Annotated in this window: 11 protein-coding genes and 1 pseudogene; 5 read left to right on the forward strand and 7 right to left on the reverse strand. The window is 71.8% G+C overall.

Annotation, left to right across the window (positions count from 1 at the left end; translation table 11 throughout):
• Nucleotides 1-79: 79 nt before the first annotated feature.
• The 5 genes from ppdK to F4554_RS17855 form a co-directional block, all read right to left on the reverse strand.
• Nucleotides 80-2,779, reverse strand: a complete 2,700-nt coding sequence (gene ppdK, locus F4554_RS17835) for a pyruvate, phosphate dikinase (protein WP_179788619.1) — start codon at nt 2,777-2,779, stop codon at nt 80-82.
• Nucleotides 2,780-2,907: 128 nt separating this feature from the next.
• On the reverse strand, nt 2,908-3,699 hold the full coding sequence (locus F4554_RS17840; RefSeq protein ID WP_179788620.1) for an oxygenase MpaB family protein: 792 nt from the start codon (nt 3,697-3,699) through the stop codon (nt 2,908-2,910).
• Nucleotides 3,700-3,743: 44 nt separating this feature from the next.
• On the reverse strand, nt 3,744-5,027 hold the full coding sequence (gene dusB, locus F4554_RS17845) for a tRNA dihydrouridine synthase DusB (protein WP_179788621.1): 1,284 nt from the start codon (nt 5,025-5,027) through the stop codon (nt 3,744-3,746).
• Nucleotides 5,024-5,836, reverse strand: a complete 813-nt coding sequence (locus F4554_RS33110; RefSeq protein WP_179785439.1) for a hypothetical protein — start codon at nt 5,834-5,836, stop codon at nt 5,024-5,026. The genes dusB and F4554_RS33110 overlap by 4 nt, the downstream gene beginning before the upstream one ends.
• 38 nt (nt 5,837-5,874) lie before the next feature.
• Nucleotides 5,875-7,254, reverse strand: coding sequence for a glycine--tRNA ligase (locus tag F4554_RS17855; RefSeq protein WP_179788622.1), 1,380 nt, complete (start codon nt 7,252-7,254; stop codon nt 5,875-5,877).
• A 162-nt stretch (nt 7,255-7,416) separates the two neighbouring features.
• Here F4554_RS17855 and F4554_RS17860 point away from each other — a divergent pair, with 162 nt between their 5' ends.
• The 5 genes from F4554_RS17860 to F4554_RS17880 all read left to right on the forward strand — a co-directional run bounded on the left by F4554_RS17860 (nt 7,417) and on the right by F4554_RS17880 (nt 11,351).
• Nucleotides 7,417-7,905 carry a DUF6703 family protein gene (locus F4554_RS17860; protein WP_179788623.1) on the forward strand — a complete coding sequence of 163 codons (489 nt, stop codon included), beginning with the start codon at nt 7,417-7,419 and terminating at the stop codon, nt 7,903-7,905.
• A gap of 187 nt (nt 7,906-8,092) precedes the next feature.
• Entirely contained in the window at nt 8,093-9,088 is a 996-nt protein-coding gene (locus tag F4554_RS17865) for a metal ABC transporter substrate-binding protein (RefSeq protein ID WP_179788624.1), read from the forward strand.
• Entirely contained in the window at nt 9,085-9,891 is an 807-nt protein-coding gene (locus tag F4554_RS17870; RefSeq protein WP_337796087.1) for a metal ABC transporter ATP-binding protein, read from the forward strand. The genes F4554_RS17865 and F4554_RS17870 overlap by 4 nt, the downstream gene beginning before the upstream one ends.
• A gap of 3 nt (nt 9,892-9,894) precedes the next feature.
• Nucleotides 9,895-10,944, forward strand: a complete 1,050-nt coding sequence (locus tag F4554_RS17875; protein WP_179788625.1) for a metal ABC transporter permease — start codon at nt 9,895-9,897, stop codon at nt 10,942-10,944.
• Nucleotides 10,941-11,351, forward strand: coding sequence for a Fur family transcriptional regulator (locus F4554_RS17880; RefSeq protein ID WP_179791609.1), 411 nt, complete (start codon nt 10,941-10,943; stop codon nt 11,349-11,351). Before F4554_RS17875 ends, F4554_RS17880 begins: the two co-directional genes overlap by 4 nt.
• Here the strand turns inward: F4554_RS17880 and F4554_RS17885 are convergent.
• Together F4554_RS17885 and recO are read right to left on the reverse strand one after the other, a co-directional pair.
• Nucleotides 11,348-12,190, reverse strand: coding sequence for an isoprenyl transferase (locus tag F4554_RS17885; protein ID WP_179788626.1), 843 nt, complete (start codon nt 12,188-12,190; stop codon nt 11,348-11,350). The two genes, F4554_RS17880 and F4554_RS17885, sit on opposite strands and share 4 nt — an antisense overlap.
• A gap of 149 nt (nt 12,191-12,339) precedes the next feature.
• Nucleotides 12,340-13,065 (reverse strand): annotated as a pseudogene (recO, locus tag F4554_RS17890) (DNA repair protein RecO); the annotation flags it as partial.
• Nucleotides 13,066-13,104 lie beyond the last annotated feature (39 nt).

A 13,104-nucleotide genomic window follows, 5' to 3' on the forward strand; every position in this document is an offset into this window, starting at 1 on the left:
TAGGCATGCGCGAGATCGTCGTGTCAACGAGTGACCGACATTGGCACTCAGGGCAACTCTTCGGGCAGGGTCGAGTGACTCACCTGCTGGCGCTACCCGCGTCGGCGTCGGCGAGCACCGCCGCCCGGCCCGCCTCCAGCCTGGCCACCGGGACCCGGAACGCCGAACACGAGACGTAGTCCAGTCCGGCGTCGTGGAAGAAGTGCACCGAGTCCGGGTCGCCGCCGTGCTCGCCGCACACCCCGAGCTTGAGGTCCGGCCGGGCCGCCCGGCCCTCGCGTACGGCGAGGTCGACGAGGCGGCCGACGCCGGCGAGGTCCAGCGACTCGAACGGCGAGACCCCGAAGACGCCGCGTTCGAGGTAGGCCGCGAAGAACGCCGCCTCCACGTCGTCGCGGGAGAAGCCCCACGTCGTCTGGGTGAGGTCGTTGGTGCCGAAGGAGAAGAAGTCCGCCGCCCGGGCGATCGCCCCGGCGGTCAGCGCCGCCCGGGGCAGCTCGACCATCGTGCCGACGGGGATCGGCCCGGTCAGACCGGTGCGTTCGCGGACGCCGGCGATGGTGCGCTCGGCCTCCTCGCGGCTGAGTTCGAGTTCCTGGACGGTGCTCACCAGCGGGATCATCACCTCGACCCGCGGATCGCCGCCGGCACGCTCCCGGGCCGCGGCCGCCTCGGCGACGGCCCGCACCTGCAGGGCGTACAGGCCGGGCACGACCAGGCCGAGCCGGACGCCGCGCAGCCCCATCATCGGGTTCTGCTCGTGCAGTCGCCGGACCGCCCGCAGCAGCCGCTGGTCGCGGGGGTCCTGCTCGCCCCGTTCCCCGGCCAGCGACACCCGTACGGACAGCTCGGTGAGGTCGGGCAGGAACTCGTGCAGCGGCGGGTCGAGCAGTCGCACCGTGACCGGCAGCCCGTCCATGGCCGCCAGCAGCCCCTCGAAGTCGGCGCGCTGCAACGGCAACAACTCCTCCAGCGCGGCCGCCCGTTCCGCGTCGTCCTCGGCGAGGATCAGCGCCTCGACGTAGCGGCGGCGCTCGCCGAGGAACATGTGCTCGGTACGGCACAACCCGATGCCGGCCGCGCCCATCGCCCGGGCGCGCGCGGCGTCGTCGGGCAGGTCGGCGTTCGCACGTACGCCGAGCCGGCGGCGCGCGTCGGCGACCGTCATCAGCCGGTGCACCGACCGCACCAGCTCGTCCGCCTGGGCCGCGGCGGGGTCCAGTTCCCCTTCGAAATAACGGACGACGGGTGAGTCGACGACCGGAACCTCGCCCAGGAAGACGTCTCCGGTCGTACCGTCGATGGAGATCACGTCGCCCTCGGCGACCTCCACCCCGCCCGGCGCGGTGAAGCGCCCGCGGACGACGTCGATGTCCAGCGCCTCCACCCCGCACACGCACGTCTTGCCCATCCCGCGCGCGACCACGGCGGCGTGGGAGGTCTTGCCGCCCCGGCTGGTGAGGATCCCGCGGGCGGCGATCATCCCGTCCAGGTCGTCGGGGGTGGTCTCCCGGCGGACGAGGATCACCTGTTCACCGGTGGCGTGCCACTCCACCGCGGTGGCGGTGTCGAACACCGCGCGCCCGACGGCCGCGCCCGGTGAGGCGTTCATGCCGTGCGCAACGGCCCGCCTGGTCGCGCGCTCGTCGAACCGCGGGAACATCAGCTGGGCGAGCTGGTGACCGTCCACCCGGGACAATGCCTCGTCCTCGGCGATCAGCCCCTCGTCGACGAGCTGGGTGGCGATCCGGAACGCCGCGGCCGCGGTCCGCTTGCCCACCCGGGTCTGCAGCATCCACAGCCGGCCGCGTTCGATGGTGAACTCGATGTCGCACAGGTCGCGGTAGTGGCCTTCCAGCGTGGCCATGATGTCGAGCAGTTCGTCGTAGGACACCTTGTCCAGTTGGGCGAGCTCGGTCAGCGGGACGGTGTTTCGGATGCCGGCCACGACGTCCTCGCCCTGCGCGTTGGCGAGGTAGTCGCCGTAGACGCCGCGCGCGCCGGAGGCGGGGTCGCGGGTGAACGCCACACCGGTGCCGGAGTCGGGGCCGAGATTGCCGAACACCATCGCCACCACGTTCACGGCGGTGCCGAGGTCGGCGCTGATGCGTTCCTGGCGGCGGTAGGTGATCGCCCGCGGAGCGTTCCAGCTGTCGAACACCGCCCGGATCGCGGCGTCCAGCTGCTCACGCGGGTCCTGCGGGAAGTCCCGGCCGCTCTCGGCGCGCACGATCTGCTTGTACGTCGTGACGAGTTCGCGCAGCGCCGTCGCGTCCAGGTCGACGTCGTGCGGCGCCCCCCGGTCCCGCTTCAGCGCGTCCAGCGCGTCGTCGAAGTGCGCGCCGTCGATGCCGAGCACGGTCTTGCCGAACATCTGCAGCAGCCGGCGGTAGGAGTCCCAGGCGAACCGCTCGTCACCGGCCTGCTCTGCCAGCCCGCGTACGGAACGGTCGGTCAACCCGATGTTGAGCACCGTGTCCATCATGCCCGGCATGGAGAACTTCGCCCCGGATCGCACGGAGACCAGCAGCGGGTCGCCGGGATCACCCAGCCGCTTGCCGCGCGCCGTCTCGACGTGGGCAAGGTGCTTGGTGACCTCGTCGCGCAGCTCGGCCGGCACCTGCCCCGTCTCGAGGTAGGTACGACAGGCGTGGGTGGTGATGGTGAACCCCGGCGGGACCGGAAGGCCGAGGTTGGTCATCTCGGCGAGGTTCGCGCCCTTCCCGCCGAGCAGGTCCCGCATGTCCTTGTTTCCTTGGGAAAATCCGTACACCAGCATGCGCACATCACCCCCAGGCGGCGCCGCTCCCCGTGCGGCGCCCCGGTTTCGAGCGTAGGCGCAGTGTCGGCAGTGCGGGTGGTCAACAGCGCCGCGGCTGCCGCCGGGGTGACCTCCGGCCCGTGCCGCTATGCCGCGGCGGCGGGGAGCGGCGGGGGCGGCAGCAGCGAGGTGGCCTGGCGGGCGGCCCGCAGGCTGAGCGTGACCGACAGCTCGGTGGTGGGCAGCGTGGGTACGCCGAAGATGCGGCGGGCCCAACGCGGCAGCGCCATGAAGGCGAGCGTGTTCAGCGAGGGCACCACCAGCCGCAGCGGTGCCAGCCGGAACGGAAACGGCGGGTTGAAGGAGTTCAGCATGCCCTGGCGGGCTTCGCCGCAGAGGTACAGCTTCGGCCGCATCATGGCGAAGTAGTCGGCGAGGTCGGCCCGGGACGCTGGTGCGTCGGCTCGCCGGATGCCGACCACCTCTGCGGCCCGTCTGCTCTCCGCGACGTAGGCGTCGGCCTCCTCCTCACTGCCCAGGATGCCTGCCCGGCGGGCCACGTCGACGTAGGAGTCGATCTCACCGCAGTGCACCCACAGCAGGCACTCCGGCTCGTCCAGCCGGAACGTCTCGTCGGTGTCGGGGTCGTAGCCGGTGAGCCCGGCATGGATGGACCGCACGCGTTCGCCGACCTCCTTCACCTGGGCCTTGCTGCCGTAGGTGCGCATCGCCACGAAGTCGGTCGTACGCAGGAACCTGGCCCACGCCTTCTTCCGGTCGAACAGCGCGGAGTTCTGGAAGGTGCCGCGCATGACCCGCGGATACAGCGACTGGAGGTACAGCGCGCGTACGCCCGCCACCCACATGACGTGTTCGCCGTGCACCCGCCAGGTGATCGAACCGGGGCCGAACAGTCCGTGGTCCTTGCGCGCCGCCATGATCCGACCGTACCTCCGCGCGGGAGCGCCTCCACGCGGGAGCGTCAGCCGCCGGAGATGCCGAGCTCGGCGCCGGCCAGGTCCTCGCCCAGCCCGTCGCGGTCGTCCAGCCACCCGGCCGGCATGGTCACCGACCGCGGGCTGCCCTGCCGGCCGCGGGCCAGCCCGAGCTCGCCGACCGGGAACGGCTGGTCGTGGTCGAGTTCGGCGAGCAGTGCGTCCAGCCCGGCCAGGTCCGACACCAGGCCGAGGTCCCGGCGCACCTGCTGCCGGACCGGGAATCCCTTGAGGTACCACGAGACGTGCTTACGGAACTCCCGGCAGCCGCGGTCCTCACCGACGTACCCCGCGAGGAGTTCGGCGTGCCGGCGCATCATCGCGGCCACCTCCCCGAGCCCGGGCAGCGCGGGCGACGGCAGTGCGCCGAACGCCGCCGCCAGGTCGCGGAACAGCCACGGCCGGCCCAGGCAGCCACGGCCGACCACGACGCCCGAGCAGCCGGTCTCACGGACCATCCGCACCGCGTCCTCGGCCTCCCAGATGTCGCCGTTGCCGAGCACCGGGATGTCGACCGACGCCGCGAGGGCGGCGATGGAGTCCCAGTCGGCCTGGCCGCTGTAGTGCTGGGCGGCGGTCCGCCCGTGCAGTGCGATGGCCGCGCAGCCGCTGTCCTGAGCGATCTGCCCGGCCTCCAGGAACGTCAGGTGGTCGTCGTCGATGCCCTTGCGGGTCTTCATCGTCACGGGAACGCCGTACGGCGCGGCGGCGGCGACCGCCGAGCGCAGGATCGCGCCGAGCAGGTTGCGCTTCCAGGGGAGCACCGCTCCCCCGCCGCGCCGGGTGACCTTGGGGACCGGGCAGCCGAAGTTCAGGTCGACGTGGCCGACTCCGTAGTCGCCGCAGAGGATCTCGGTCGCCCGGCCGATGTAGGTGGGGTCCACGCCGTACAACTGGACCGACCGGACGGTCTCGCCCGGGTCGAACACCAGCATCCGCTTCGTCGTCTCGTCGCCCTCGGCGAGGCCGCGCGAGGTGATCATCTCGCAGACGTACACCCCGGCCAGCGGCTGCTCCCCGCCCGACGAGGGCGGTGGCGAACTCGGGGACGAGCCTGTTGGCGCGTCCGGACCGGAGCCGGGCACGAACGCCTGGCCCTGTTCGCGGCACAGCGTGCGATATGCCGCGTTGGTCACTCCCGCCATCGGCGCGAGGACGACCGGCGGGCTGACCGTCGACGAGCCCAGCCGGAACGCGGTCGGCGTGGTGTCCGCTGCCGACCGCGGCCCGAAGGTGTCGGACGCGGCGGAGGTGGCGGTGGTGGCGGTCATGAGCCGTCCGGTTCGAACACGAGCGCGCCGTTGGGCAGCAGCTTGCCGTGGTAGGTCACGCGTTCGTTGTAGACGTCGGTGATCCAGCAGGTCAGGGCGGAGCGCGTGCCGACCTCGACGGCTTCCAGGTCGGTGACGTCGCACGTCACCCGAGCCGGCCGGAACGCCTGGCGGGTCGCCTCGTACACCGCCTTCTTCTCCGTGACCGGCAGCTTGGCCGCCGACCAGCCCCAGTTGACCTCGGACTTCTTCACCGTTGCGGTGATCGCGAACCGGGTCTTCACGTTGTCCAGGCGCACGTCACAGGTGAACTTGTACGTGCCGAGCGCGATGATGTCCTCCTCCGACTTCGAGCAGGTGGACTTCGTGCCCTTCTCGTCCACCTCGCCTGCCGAGGCCCACACGATCGTCTCCAGCTTGTACCTGATCCGCTCCAGCTCCGGCGCCTCGTCCTTCGGCCGCGGGGGCAGCTTCGGCGCCGGGTAGGTTCTGGTCGGCCGCGGCAGCGGGGTGAGCGTGACCGTCGGCGTGGGAGTGGGCGTCTTCGTGGGAGTCGGCTTCGGCGTGTCGGTCGCGCCGGTGAGCTTGCGCAGAGACGTGTCGCCCCGCTGAGCGGTCGAGCTCGGCTCGGGTGTTCGCGAGGCCGCGGACCCGTTCGCGTTCGTCAGGGCGCCGAGCGGGCCGCAGCCGACGGTGACGCCGAGGGCCAGGCAGGCCAGCCCGACGAGTGCGGCCGGCCGGAGCGTACGCCGCAGCCGGGCGGGCCGAGGAGAGTCAGCCGGCCGGGACAGTTCGGTTCGTCGTTTCATGACACCTGGGAGAGGGGAACGGGGCAGGGGCTCGACGGTCAGCAGCCGACCAGACGCGCCGCGAGGTAGGCCTCCACACCGTCGAGGGAGACCCGCTCCTGCGTCATCGAATCGCGCTCACGTACCGTCACGCGGTGGTCCTCCAACGTCTCGAAGTCAACCGTCACACAATACGGCGTACCGATCTCGTCCTGGCGACGGTACCTCCGCCCGATCGCGCCGGCGTCGTCGAACTCGACGTTCCACGACTGGCGCAGCTGGTCGGCAAGAGCGCGCGCCTGCGGTGACAGGTCGGCGTTGCGCGACAGTGGCAGCACGGCCGCCTTCACCGGGGCGAGGCGGCGGTCCAGCCGGAGCACGGTGCGGCGTTCGAGCTTCCCCTTGGAGTTCGGCGCCTCGTCCTCGGTGTAGGCGTCCAGCAGGAACGCCACCATCGACCGGCCCACACCGGCGGCCGGCTCGATGACGTACGGCGTCCAGCGTTCGCCCTTGTCCTGGTCGAAGTAGGACAGGTCGGCGCCGGAGGCCTGCGCGTGCGTGGTGAGGTCGAAGTCGGTGCGGTTGGCAACACCCTCGAGCTCGTCGAACTCCTTGCCGCCGAAGCCGAAGCGGTACTCGATGTCGACGGTGCGCTTGGAGTAGTGGGAGAGCTTCTCCTTGGGGTGTTCGTAGAAGCGCAGGTTGTCCGGGCTGATGCCGAGGTCGGTGTACCACTCCCAGCGGTTGGCCAGCCAGTAGTCGTGCCACTCCTCGTCGGTGCCCGGCTGGACGAAGAACTCCATCTCCATCTGCTCGAACTCGCGGGTCCGGAAGATGAAGTTGCCCGGCGTGATCTCGTTGCGGAAGCTCTTGCCGATCTGCGCGATCCCGAACGGCGGCCGGCGCCGCGCGGACGCCATCACCTGGGCGAAGTTGACGAAGATGCCCTGTGCGGTCTCCGGCCGCAGGAAGTGCATGCCCTCCGCGCTCTCCACCGGCCCGAGGTGCGTGCGCAGCAGGCCGTTGAACATCCGCGGCTCGGTGAGCGCGCCCTTGGTGCCGCACGCCGGGCAGCCGAGCTCGGTGATGTCGGCCGGCGGCCGGTCGTGCTTGGCGGCGAACGCCTCCTCCAGGTGGTCGGCCCGGAACCGCCGATGGCAGCTCTGGCACTCGGTCAGCGGGTCGACGAACGCCTCGACGTGACCGGACGCCTCCCACACCGCGCGCGGCAGGATCACCGAGGAGTCCAGGCCCACCACGTCTCCGCGGGTGCGCACCATCGCCCGCCACCACTGGCGCTTGAGGTTCTCCTTCAGCTCCACACCGAGCGGGCCGTAGTCCCAGGCCGAACGGGTGCCGCCGTAGATCTCCCCACAGGGGAAAACGAAACCGCGGCGTTTGCAGAGGCTGACAAGGGTGTCGAGGCGATCGGCTGGCACGTGTGCACTCCATCCGGCTGGGTGTCGGCGGGGACGCGGGAAGGACACAGGCTACCGGTGTGCCCCGATGCACGGTGCGCTACGCCCGGGCGCGGGTGAGAGGATCAGTGAGAACGAGTGGCGGCCGGCACCGACGGCGGCCCTGCGCAGTCGAGGAGTCCCGTGTCCGACCGACCGAAGTCGAGGCAGCCGAAGGCCGGCGGACCCCGCAGCCGTCCGCCCGGGCCGAGGTCCGGCGCGGCGACGTCGCGGACGAGCGGCAACCGGCGTCCGGGCAGCTCCGCGGGCGCGGGTGGCACCGGTGCCCGGCATGGTTCGGGTTCGGCCGGCTCGTCGGGGCTGCCGGGCTCGTCCGGCTCGTCGGGCTCCGCAGGATTTCGCCGTACGGTCGAACGCCTCAGCTACCCGGTCGTCCTCCGGCTGCACCGCATGCCGCGCTGGATGGTGACGATCGGCCTGGCGGCGCTGCTGGTCGCGGGCCTGCTGGCGCCCGCGCCCTACGGACCCGTCTGTCTCGGCGTCGTGGTGGCGCTGATGGCCTGGCTCACCTACCTCGCCTGGCACGAGGGCGACCGCTCCCGCCGAGTGATCCGCCTTGTCGCGCTCGCCCTCGGCGGCGCGGCCCTGGCGATGCGCATCATCGCCGCGTAGCCGGACCTCCCTGGCGACCGCAACGTCAGCGTGCGGTGACGGCCCTTCCACAACGCGACGTCCGCGACTTCCCCGGCTTCCGCGACTCCCCGGCGTTCCCGGCTTCTGGCGACGCCTCCCCAGTCAACCGCGCCTCGTGGGCAACCCCGAGTTGACAGCACTACGGTGCTAGTTGAAAATGGTTCCCATGTTCTTCGTGATCCGGCGAGCTGCCGCCGCACGGCGGTTCGGCGCCGTCGCCCTTGCCGGACTGTGCGCCGGGAGCCTGCTCACCGCGTGCGGATCGGAGGCCGGATCGGGTTCGGGCGGCGGAGACCGGCTGAGCGTGGTGGCTGCGTTCTACCCGTTGCAGTACGCCGCCGAGCGCGTCGCCGGCGACACCGCGAACGTGGTCAACCTCACCAAGCCGGGCGCCGAACCGCACGACCTCGAACTGTCGCCGCGGGCGGTGGGCACGGTGAGCCAGGCCGACCTCGTCGTCTACCTGCGCGGACTCCAGCCGGCCGTGGACTCCGCGGTGAACCAGGAGGCCGGTGACCACAGCCTGGACGTGACCGGCGCCGCCAAGCTGACGTTGCCCGCACCGAGCGCCGGCGAGTCCGGCCACGCGGACCACGGCAACCACGTCGAGGGCGGCGAGGGAGCCGACAGCGTCGCGTCGGGCAAGGACCCGCACTTCTGGCTGGATCCCGTCCGGCTGGCCGCCGTGGGCGACGCCATCGCCGACCGGCTGGCCGGCGCCGACCCCGCCCACGCCGGCGCGTTCCGCGCGAACGCCGCCCGGCTCCGCACCGACCTCACCACGCTGGACCGGGAGTTCCGGGCCGGCCTGGCCACCTGCCGCAACCACGACCTGGTGACCAGCCACGCCGCGTTCGGATACCTCGCCCACCGCTACGGCCTGACGCAGTTCGGCATCACCGGGCTGTCCCCGGAGCAGGAGCCCTCCCCCGCCGAGCTCAGCTCGGCCGCGACGTTCGCCCGTAAGCACGACGTTCGTACGATCTACCACGAGACGCTGGTGAGCCCGGCCGTGGCGAAGACGGTGGCCAGGGAGACCGGGGCCGGCAGCGCGGTCCTCGACCCGTTGGAGGGGCTCACCTCCCAGTCGGCCGGCAAGGACTACCTCGCCGTCATGCGCGCCAACCTCGCCGCCCTCCGGAAGGGACAGGACTGCTCGTGAGCACCAGCTTGCCCGGCACCGGAACCGGCACGGAAACCTCCGCGACCACTGCCGTCGTCCGGCTTCGTGGTGGCGCGGTCTCCTATGCCGGCCAGCGCGCGCTGTCCGGTGTCGACCTCGACGTCGCGCCCGGCGAGGTGGTCGCGCTGCTCGGTCCGAACGGCTCGGGCAAGTCGACCCTGGTCCGGGCGATCCTCGGCCTGGTCCCCCTGGCGGCCGGGACGCTCGAGCTTTTCGGTACGCCCGCGCACCGGTTCCACGACCGCGCCCGGATCGGTTACGTACCCCAGCGGCACACCGTCGGCGGCGGCGTTCCCGCGACCGTGCAGGAGGTGGTGTCTTCCGGCCGGCTGGCCCGCCGCCGACTGCTCACCCCCTGGCTCCGCCCGGCCGACCGGGCGGTGATCGCCGACACCATCGCCACCGTCGGCCTGGAGGAGAAGGCGTGCGCCCAGGTGTCCACGCTGTCCGGCGGGCAGCAGCGACGGGCGCTGATCGCCCGCGCGCTGGCCGGAGAGCCGGACATGCTGGTGATGGACGAGCCGCTGGCCGGCGTCGACCTGGCCAACCAGGAGATCCTCACCCGGACCCTCACCGGCCTGGTGGAGGCCGGCACCACGCTGCTCATCGTGACGCACGAGATCGGTCCGCTGGCCGACCTGATCGGCCGAACGGTCGTGCTGCACCACGGCCGGGTCGGCTACGACGGCCCGCCCACCGACAAGGTGCTGAACGGCTTCGCGGGCACCGATCCGCACTTCCTTCCCGCCTCGCCGGGCGACCCCTTCGGATTCGTGGACTGAACGATGGAGATCCTGCAGTTCGACTTCATGCAGCGGGCGTTGCTCGCCGCGCTGCTCATCGGCCTGTCCGCCCCGGCGGTCGGCATCTACCTCGTCCAGCGCCGGCTCGCCCTGATCGGTGACGGCATGGGCCACGTCGCGCTCACCGGCGTCGGCATCGGCCTGCTCACCCGTTCCGGCCCGGTGTGGACGGCGCTGGTGTGCACGGTCCTCGGCGCAGTACTCATCGAGGTCATGCGGTCGAAGGGACGTACCAGCAGCGACGTGGCGATGGCGGTGATGTTCTACGGCGGCATCGCCGGTGGCGTGGTGCTGCTGGCCAAGGCGCCCGGCAGCACGCCCGCCAACCTCAACGCCTACCTCTTCGGCTCGATCACCTCGACCACGCCGGGCGACCTGGTGGTGTTCGCCGTCCTCGCCGTGGTCGTACTCGCGACCGCGCTGGGCATGTCCCGGCTGTTCTTCACCGTCGGCGCCGACGAGGAGTACGCCACCGCGGCCGGGCTGCCGGTGCTCGCGCTCAACATCGTGCTCGCGGTGATGGTCGCGGTCACTGTCGTGGTGTCGATGCGGGTCGTCGGCCTGTTGCTGGTGAGCGCGCTGATGATCGTGCCGGTGGCGGTCGCGCAGCGGGTCGGGCGCAGCTTCGCCGGCACCGTCGCCACCGCCATGGTGGTCGGCGTGGTGGTGAGCGTGGGTGGCGTGTTCACCTCCTTCTACGCCGACACTCCCTCCGGTGCGACGATCGTGCTCGCGGCCATCGCGGTGTTCGTGCTCACCGCCGCGGGCACCGCGCTGCGCGCCCGGATGCGTGGCCCGCACAACGAGGCCGAGGACCACCTGCACACCCACGGACCCACCTGCGGGCACCCGGCCGTGGCCCACGAGGACCACGTCGACTACCTGCACGATGGGCACCGGCACGCGCCGCACGGCGCCCACTACGACGAGCACTTCGACGAGCACGACGACGGGCACGACGACGGGCATGTTGCCGGGCATGTTGACGAGCCCGTTGCCGACGAGGCCGCCCAGGGGAGGCGGTCCAGCTGAGCGCGAACCCGAGGATCCGCGCGACCCGGCAGCGGGCCGCGGTCGCGGAGGTGCTGGAGGGGGTCGAGGACTTCCGCAGCGCCCAGGACATCCACGCGCTGTTGCGTGACCGCGGCGAGAACGTCGGGCTGACCACCGTCTACCGCACGCTCGGTTCGCTGGCCGACGCCGGGCAGGTGGACGCGATCCGTACCGACGACGGCGAGACCGTCTATCGCCGGTGTGCGACCGGCCGGCACCACCACCACCTGGTGTGCCGCAGCTGCGGGCGCACCGTGGAGGTGGAGGGACCCGCGGTCGAGCGGTGGGCGGAAGGTGTGGCCGCCGAGGCCGGGTTCGTCGACGTCACCCACACCGTCGAGGTGTTCGGGACCTGCGCCACCTGTGCGCGTGAGGACGCGCCCTAAGTCCCCTCGGGGCCGCCCACCTCGTTGGGGATCGCGCCGCCGAACCTGCGGTCGCGTTTGACGTAGAGCTCGATCGCCCGCCACAGGTCGCGCCGGTCGAAGTCGGGGAACAACGTGTCCAGGAAGACGAACTCGGCGTAGGCCGCCTGCCACAGCATGAAGTTGGACGTGCGCTGCTCACCCGACGACCGGACGAACAGGTCGACGTCGGGCAGGTCCGGCTGGTACAGGTAACGGCCGATCGTCCGCTCGTCGATCCGGTCCGGGCGCAGCTTGCCCGCCTCCACGTCGCGGGCCATCGCCTGCATCGCGTCGGCGAGTTCGGCCCGTCCGCCGTAGTTGACGCAGAACTGCAGGGTGATGACGTCGTTGTCGCGGGTGCGCTCCTCGGCCTCCTGGAGCTCGCGGATGACGCTCTTCCACAGCCGGGGGCGGCGCCCGGCCCAGCGCACCCGCACCCCCATGGCGTCCAGCTCGTCGCGCCGGCGGTGGATCACCTCGCGGTTGAAGCCCATCAGGAAGCGCACCTCCTCCGGCGAACGCGACCAGTTCTCGGTGGAGAACGCGTACGCCGAAAGGGTCTTCACACCGATCTCGATCGCACCCTTGATGGTGTCGAACAGCGCGCCCTCGCCCCGCTCGTGGCCGCGCGTGCGCGGCAGCCCACGAGCCTTGGCCCACCGGCCGTTTCCGTCCATCACCAGGGCGACGTGGCGGGGAACGAGCTCCGGCGGGATCGCCGGCGGCCGCGCACCCGACGGGTGCGGGTCGGGCGGCTGGACCGGCCGGCGGACAGGTGCCGGCCTGCGCCGCAGGCCGGTGCGCAGGCTGGGACTCATCGCGAGATCACACCCCGTCCGGTGTCGTGGGAGGCGCCGTCGTGGCGCTCGTGGTGCTCTTCGTGTTCGTCGTCGTGGTGCTCATGGTCGTGGAGCTCATGGTCGTGGTGCTCGTCCTCGGACACCCGTACCCGGATCTCCGGTTCGAACCGCTCGACGTGCGGCAGGGAGCGCAGGCCGCGTTCGAGATGCCACTGGAGGTATGCCGACACCAGGCCGGTGGCCTCGCGCCGGTGGCGGTCCATGCTCGTGTCGGCCACCTCCCACTCGCCGGTCAGCAGCGCCGCCAGCAGCCCGACGGTCTCCGGTGCGGGCATCGCCACCCCGGCCGGCCGGCAGTCCGCGCAGATCATCCCGCCGGCCGCGACCGCGAAGGCACGGTGCGGGCCACCCGTGCCGCAGCGGGCGCAGGCGTCGAAGGAGGGCGCGTAGCCCGCGACGGCCAGCGACCGCAGCAGGTAGGAGTCGAGGATGAGGCTGGGGTCGTGGGCGCCCTCGGCCAGCGAACGCAGGGCGGCGACCAGGAGCAGGAAGTGCTGAGTGGCCGGCTCGCGCTCCTCGACGGTGAGCCGCTCCGCGGTCTCCAGCATGGCCGCGGCGGTGGTGTAACGGCCGTAGTCGGCATACATCGCCTCGGCGTAGGGCCGGCGGATCTCGGCCTGGGTGATGACGTCCAGCGAGCGACCCACCGCGAGCTGCAGTTCGACGTAGGAGCAGGGCTCCAGCCGGGCACCGAACCGCGACGTCGTCCGGCGGACACCCTTGGCGACCGCCCGCACCCGTCCGTGATGACGGGTCAGCAGGGTGATGATCCGGTCGGCCTCGCCCAGCTTGTGGGTGCGGAGCACCACGGCCTCGTCGACGTACAGCGGCACACCGACCATTCTCGCCTACCGCGCCGACGGTGCCGACCC

Origin of the sequence: Actinopolymorpha rutila (assembly GCF_013407855.1) — a bacterium.
In the GTDB taxonomy this organism is placed as follows: Bacteria; Actinomycetota; Actinomycetes; order Propionibacteriales; family Actinopolymorphaceae; genus Actinopolymorpha; species Actinopolymorpha rutila.